Source organism: Chamaesiphon sp. OTE_20_metabat_361, assembly GCF_031364565.1.
In genome coordinates, this window is record NZ_JANLWO010000830.1 from 1 (window position 1) to 6311 (window position 6311).

Sequence of the window (6311 nt, forward strand, 5' to 3'; positions counted from 1 at the left end):
CCATGATTTTGTTGCCTAGAGCGAGCTGGCGGCATTTGTCACCCAAGCGATCGAGATTTCCCGGCGCGATCTCGATCTCATAGGGATTTGTTAGCGCAACTGTAATCGGTTCCATAACAATATGGGTAAGAGGTAAAAGGTAATGGGTAAGAGGTAAAAGGTAATGGGTAATAGCTAGATTGATATCTCGATTTGTTGTTTTCTGGTTAGAAAGTGGGGGCGCAAACGACCTTAAACCTAATTTTAGTGTAGATGTCCGCAACCACGATACCGATCGTGGCGATGTTTCGGTGGTAGAGGCTATGTGTTGAGGTAGACGCTTTGGTTCTGTGCGAGCGGTTGCGCCAACACGTTCGCGTCTCGTTAGCGTAGCCTCGCCTTTGGCATTACCGCAGGAGAATCGAGTGCCCTTTACCCGCTAGGTTCCCGTCGATGATTTAATAGTAAGTACATAGTTATAGTGGAGTTAGAGAGTTATGTCTGGTGCGATTGCTTATCTAGGTTTTGTCGGTGTGATGTTCGCGATTGCGATGGGGCTGTTCTTTGGACTCAGATTTGCCAAGATTATCTAAGAACTAATGACTAGTCATTACTTGGCTAGTCTGGGTCTTTTTGAATCTACCATTCACTCATTGTCATTAATTGTCTCACAAATGAAGTCTTATCTTGCTGCTGCCATTCAAATGACCAGCCTACCGGATCTAGCGAAAAATCTCGCTACCGCTGAAGAACTAATCGAATTGGCTGTCCGCAGAGGTGCTGAATTAATCGGTCTACCTGAGAATTTTGCGTTTTTGGGCACCGAGCAAGATAAAGTTGCCCAAGCTGAAGAGATCGCAACTCAAACGGAGAAATTTCTCAAAACTACCGCTCAAAAGTATCAAGTGACCCTGATCGGGGGTGGTTTTCCCGTGCCAGTAGGCACCCAGGGTAAAGTCTATAATACCGCACTACTCGTCGGCCCCAGTGGTGAAGAATTGAGTAGATATGAGAAGACGCACTTATTTGATGTCAATCTTCCCGATGGCAACACCTATCGCGAATCCAGCACGGTGATGGCTGGAGTCAAATTACCTGACGTTTACCACTCGCCGCAATTAGGTGGACTGGGATTGTCTGTGTGCTACGATGTCCGGTTTCCCGAATTGTATCGTCATCTGTCTAAGTTAGGCGCGGATGTATTATTTGTGCCCGCAGCTTTTACTGCTTACACGGGTAAGGATCACTGGCAAGTGTTGCTGCAAGCTCGGGCGATCGAAAATACCTGCTATGTCATTGCGCCAGCGCAAACTGGCACTCACTATGCCATGCGCCAAACTCACGGACATGCGATGATTATTGGCCCTTGGGGGGTTATTTTAGCTGATGCTGGCGATCTTCCTGGTGTGGCAATCGCGGAAATCGATCCGACGCGGTTGGCTCGCGCTCGGGCGCAGATGCCGTCTTTGCAGCATCGGGTGTTTGCTTAGTTTTGGTTAGATTGGCGAGTTATTGTACTGAGTACAGCGGCAAATGTTAGATGTTAGTGGGCTGCGATTTTCCTAGCGGAAGCAGACCCCCCGCTGAAAGCGGCTCGCGCACGCCTCTGTTCCCCGAGGGTTTGCGAAAAGTGCGTTCTTGGGGTTTCCCCCGCTTGGGTTCGTTCCATGGTCGGGAAACCCCATTCCTGACAAGACAGTAGTAAATATGTAGGGTGGGCACTGCCCACCATCTAGATTGTGGATTGTAAGAATATTTATTTAATGGTAATAATTCAGACTTTGCGAGTGCGAGTGGGAATTGCCAACCAGCTACATTAGCTATAATAAAATTAATTATTTAACGATAAAAAATCAGACCTTATGAGTGCGAGTAATCTTCAATTAATCAATATTCTTAATATTGGTGTGAGTGTGGTCTTGGTAATTATGACCTTCTTATTTATCTTTCGGATCGTGTTGACATGGTATCCGCAGGTAGAAAGTCAAAAAATGCCGTTTAGTTTGGTTATTGCGCCAACAGAGCCATTTTTGGCACCTTCTCGCAAACTAATTCCGCCCATTGGTGGGGTGGATATTACGCCGATCGTATGGGTGGGAATTATTAGTTTGATTCGGGAGGTTTTGGTCGGACAACAGGGTTTGATTACGATGTTAATTCGGTAGGTAGGGTTCGAGTATTTAACTAGTCGCACGGATTAACTCGACAGCATCGCGACCGTTGGCATCTTGGAAATAGACCCTAATTTGTTCCTCCCGAGCGGTGGGCAGTTTTTTGCCGCAAAAATCTGGGTGAATCGGGACTTGGCGATGACCGCGATCGACTAAGACAGCTAGTAAAATGTGCTTGGGTCTGCCATACTCTGTGACGGCGTTAAGTGCAGCGCGGATCGTGCGACCCTGGTAGATCACATCATCGACTAATATGACAGTCTTGTCATTCAAATCTACCGGGATATCCGTCTTCCCTGGAGTGCGCACGGCAATTAGATCGAGATCGTCGCGATAAAAAGTGATATCTAGAGTTGCGACGGGGACTTTGACTCCTTCTAGAATTTCGATCTGTCGGGCTAACATGTTCGCAAACGGCACGCCTTTGGTTTGAATCCCCACTAGTACTACTTGGGATAAATCCCGACAGCGTTCGTCGATCTCGGAAGCTAATCTGACAACCGTGCGGCGAATTTCATCAGCCGATAAGATTTCAATAATAGAACTAGGCATAATTTACGTGTCATGACCCTTGATACTATGTCCGATCGTTGGAGAGATGGCGGTAGCAACGATTACTCTCTAGCTGTCTAAATTGCTACCCTTATTGTCTCTCCCCACAGCAGCATCTGTAAAGAGACGATCGACTCTCTACCTCGTAAAATCGAGCAAACAGCCACTAGATATTGCAGAATATTAAGCTTATCTCGATCGCGGTGGCAAGTATGAGTCTTTTTACCTAACCTGGATAGAGGGAAATTAGTCGCCGCTCGTTTGGCTACTCCCTACTCTAGTAATCGCTACCCTCTACCCCCTACCCGCTAATTTAATGGCATATCAGTGGTTTAAATCTTTTCATATTATTGGCTTTACAGTTTGGTTTGCTGGTTTGTTTTATTTAGTGCGGTTATTTATTTACCATGTGGAGGCAAATGAGCAGCCAGAACCCGCGCGAGGTATTCTCAAAGCGCAGTATCAAATTATGGAAAAACGCCTATATAGTATTATTACTACGCCCGGAATGTTACTCACGATCGCGATGGCGATCGGGATTATTTCTACAGAGCCAGAAGTTATCCATCAACGTTGGTTACATATCAAAATCGGCTTAGTCGTCCTATTAATCGGCTATCATTACTATTGCAGTAGTTTGATGAAAAAGTTGGCAGTGGATGAGTGCAAATGGAGCAGTCAGCAGTTACGCGGCTTGAATGAATTACCAACTTTATTTTTGGTGGCGATCGTCTTATTGGCGATATTTCAAAACAATTTGCCGACCGATATTACTGGTTACTTAATTGTGGGACTGGTGGTACTAATGGCGGCAACTATTCAACTATATGCTCGCAAACGGCGACTCGATGCTGAAAAGTTGGCAGTCAGTCAAAATACATCAGAAGTGAGTGTCTAATTATCGATCGAATATAATGGCTGAAACCTAGATGGTGGGCAGCGGTTCGCGCTCTGGAGGTTTCCTCCAGGTTGAGCGAAACAAGACAGTGCCCACCCTACGATCTATTAAAATCTAATTACAGCTCCCAAGTCTTAACTTATTAATGCCAACTAAATCAGATTATACATCTACAGATATTCAAGCAATCTTTAATCGGATTGCGCCCGTGTACGACAGGCTTAATAACGATCTGAGTCTGGGGATGCACTGGGTATGGAAACAAATGACCGTAGCTTGGAGCTTGGCGAAAGCTGGCGATACTTGTCTGGATCTATGTTGTGGTAGTGGCGATCTAACGCAGTTGTTAGCCAAACAGGTGGGTACTAGTGGGACGGTTGTCGGTGCTGATTTTGCCCCAGCTCAACTCACGATTGCTGCCGAACGGATTGCCAAGATTTACCCATCATTAGATAACATTAATTGGGTGGAAGCTGACGCGCTCAATCTCCCATTTGATGATAATTATTTCGATGCGGCGACGATGGGCTATGGCTTGCGAAATGTCACCGATATTCCCAGATCTTTGGCTGAGTTGCATCGAGTTTTGAAAACTGATGCGTCAGTCGCAGTTCTCGATTTTCATCGCCCTAGCAACACCCTCATTCGGCAATTTCAACAGTGGTATTTGGATACGATCGTCGTACCGAAAGCAGCACAATTAGGGATGACGGATGAATATGCTTATTTAAACCCTAGTCTCGATCGATTCCCCACTGGCATCGAGCAGATCCAATTAGGCTTAGCTGCGGGATTTAGTCATGCTGTTCACTATCCGATCGCCAGTGGCATGATGGGCGTATTAGTATTGACAAAGTAACGAATTTTGCGATCGATTATTTAGTTTGGATCGATCGCGGCGGATGCCAATATTTTGACATATACTCGATCGCATCTAGCTGTCTCGACGCCTGTGGTGGGGCGATAACCATTTGCTTCATATAGTTTCACTGCGGCGGTTAAAATGCTGGCTGTTTCGATCCAGATCTCGCGATTGCCGCGATCGTAAATTGCCTGCTCTAATAGCCCTAATAAATGCTTGCCCAAGCCTTGTCCTCTGACTTTGACACTTAAGTACATTTTACGGATTTCGATCGCGTTGCTGCCGCGATTTGGGGGCGAATCGGCACTGTGTAAGCAGGGATAATAAGCACTCGTCCCGACAATCTCACCGTGATGCTCGACGACCCAAAATTCGCCACCGCGATCGAGATAATATGTCTCTATCTCTAAAACATCGCGATCTGCGCCATCTGGTTCCCAGCCTAGTCCATATTCCGCTAACGCTTGCTCGATAATACCAGCCGCCGCCAGCCGATCTGCGGGTTGCCACGATCGAATTGTAAAATCTTGGTAGTATGCGAGCATGGGAAGGTTTTAGGCTTTAGGTTTTAGGTTTTAGGTTATGGATATTAGCTTCCTTTCAGCACCGCCACCGATTGTGTCTTTTCGCTAAGCGGACTGATTAACTAGTCCGCGTAGCGGCGCGCGCTCCGGAGGTTTCCTCCGGGTTTAGCGCGACAAGCGGCTCGCTCCGGTCGGGTTTCCCGACCATGGAAGCGAGACAATACAGACAGGCGGACTTTGCTTGCGTGTGCCGAGACTTCCAGTCTCCAGGCTCTTCTTACGCTGTTACTGTGGTAGCAAGTCTGACTATTCCTAATCGGCACAAATTCAGTCACTGTTGGGATCTCCTCCCATCTCCCATCTCCCATCTCCCAACTAACTATGAACTCTGGGTTCGGGATAGAGATTGGAGAGTATATCGCTTTCAAAGATAGCTAATTCGCTCAGGCGAGTTTGGACGAGGGTGCGGTCGAAATAAGTATCGGCAAGTAACCAATAAATCCCGAAATGGCGGGCTTCTGATGCCATCAATCCGCGATAAAATGCGGCTAATTGGGGGTCGGGAAGATGGCTCCCGAGTAACCCCAGTCGTTCGTGAGATCGGGCTTCAATCAGTCCTGAAACTAGGAGTGAATCGAGCAAGCGATGGGGTTCTTGAGTGCGGACTTGGCTCATCAATCCTTTCCCATAAGGCGGCGCGTTGAGGGGGGCGAGGGGGATACCACGGCGTTCGAGGATCTGATTTACCTGCTCGAAATGTTCTAATTCTTCCTGAGCGATCGCGGTTAATTGCCGCACGAGTTTATGATTGGAAGGGTAGCGAAACATCATATTAATTGCGGTGCTGGCGGCTTTGCGTTCGCAATGGGAATGATCGAGCAAGATCGTATCGATATTCGCTAAGGCTTGCTCTAGCCAAGCATCAGATGTCGGTTGGCATAAAATATTTATCGTCGGGTTTGTAGTTGCAATCATCAGCACATCTCGATTGTCAATGAATGTAGTCAGACAGGGATCTAGCTATAGTATCGCGGATCTCGATGAAATTATCCCAGCGGTTTTTAAAAAGTCGCTAAACTCGACAAAACCCACTTGCCCGCGCTGGGCAAATGGGTGATGATGTTCGGATAAATCGGCAGAGGAGATTGATTTATCCAATTATTAATTATTAATTAATTTAACTAACCTAGTTATCGCTCGCAATCCCTAAATTGCAGATCGAAGATAAAAATCACCGATTTATTTACTACCTCGGATCGCTCTGATGGGAAGTTTAGTTCCCCGTTGGTAGTAACAAAGTAGAGGAAGCGACAAAAACTCTACAC

At 46.7% G+C, this 6311-nt stretch carries 8 protein-coding genes; 5 read left to right on the forward strand and 3 right to left on the reverse strand.

Annotated features, from left to right (window positions below):
- The first annotated feature begins 476 nt into the window (after nt 1–476).
- The 3 genes from RMO35_RS23245 (at nt 477) to RMO35_RS23255 (ending at nt 2144) form a co-directional block, all read left to right on the forward strand.
- Complete coding sequence (locus RMO35_RS23245) at nt 477–572, forward strand: cytochrome b6-f complex subunit PetL (RefSeq protein ID WP_309744802.1); 96 nt, start codon at nt 477–479, stop codon at nt 570–572.
- Nucleotides 573–653: 81 nt separating this feature from the next.
- On the forward strand, nt 654–1469 hold the full coding sequence (locus tag RMO35_RS23250; protein WP_309744804.1) for a carbon-nitrogen hydrolase family protein: 816 nt from the start codon (nt 654–656) through the stop codon (nt 1467–1469).
- Between the two features lie 372 nt (nt 1470–1841).
- On the forward strand, nt 1842–2144 hold the full coding sequence (locus tag RMO35_RS23255; protein WP_309744806.1) for a YggT family protein: 303 nt from the start codon (nt 1842–1844) through the stop codon (nt 2142–2144).
- Between the two features lie 15 nt (nt 2145–2159).
- On the opposite strand, the gene pyrR is transcribed toward RMO35_RS23255, so the two are convergent.
- Nucleotides 2160–2702, reverse strand: a complete 543-nt coding sequence (pyrR, locus tag RMO35_RS23260; RefSeq protein WP_309744808.1) for a bifunctional pyr operon transcriptional regulator/uracil phosphoribosyltransferase PyrR — start codon at nt 2700–2702, stop codon at nt 2160–2162.
- A gap of 316 nt (nt 2703–3018) precedes the next feature.
- Here pyrR and hemJ point away from each other — a divergent pair, with 316 nt between their 5' ends.
- Both hemJ and ubiE read left to right on the forward strand, forming a co-directional pair.
- A complete protein-coding gene (gene hemJ / locus RMO35_RS23265; RefSeq protein ID WP_309744810.1) occupies nt 3019–3600 on the forward strand; it encodes a protoporphyrinogen oxidase HemJ in 582 nt (193 codons plus the stop codon).
- 145 nt (nt 3601–3745) lie between these two features.
- Nucleotides 3746–4459 carry a bifunctional demethylmenaquinone methyltransferase/2-methoxy-6-polyprenyl-1,4-benzoquinol methylase UbiE gene (ubiE, locus tag RMO35_RS23270; protein ID WP_309744812.1) on the forward strand — a complete coding sequence of 238 codons (714 nt, stop codon included), beginning with the start codon at nt 3746–3748 and terminating at the stop codon, nt 4457–4459.
- Between the two features lie 20 nt (nt 4460–4479).
- On the opposite strand, the gene RMO35_RS23275 is transcribed toward ubiE, so the two are convergent.
- Both RMO35_RS23275 and RMO35_RS23280 read right to left on the reverse strand, forming a co-directional pair.
- Nucleotides 4480–5007: a GNAT family N-acetyltransferase gene (locus tag RMO35_RS23275; protein ID WP_309744814.1), complete on the reverse strand. Its 528-nt coding sequence runs from the start codon at nt 5005–5007 to the stop codon at nt 4480–4482.
- 354 nt (nt 5008–5361) lie between these two features.
- Nucleotides 5362–5961: a tRNA isopentenyl-2-thiomethyl-A-37 hydroxylase MiaE gene (locus tag RMO35_RS23280; RefSeq protein ID WP_309744816.1), complete on the reverse strand. Its 600-nt coding sequence runs from the start codon at nt 5959–5961 to the stop codon at nt 5362–5364.
- Nucleotides 5962–6311: the final 350 nt, after the last annotated feature.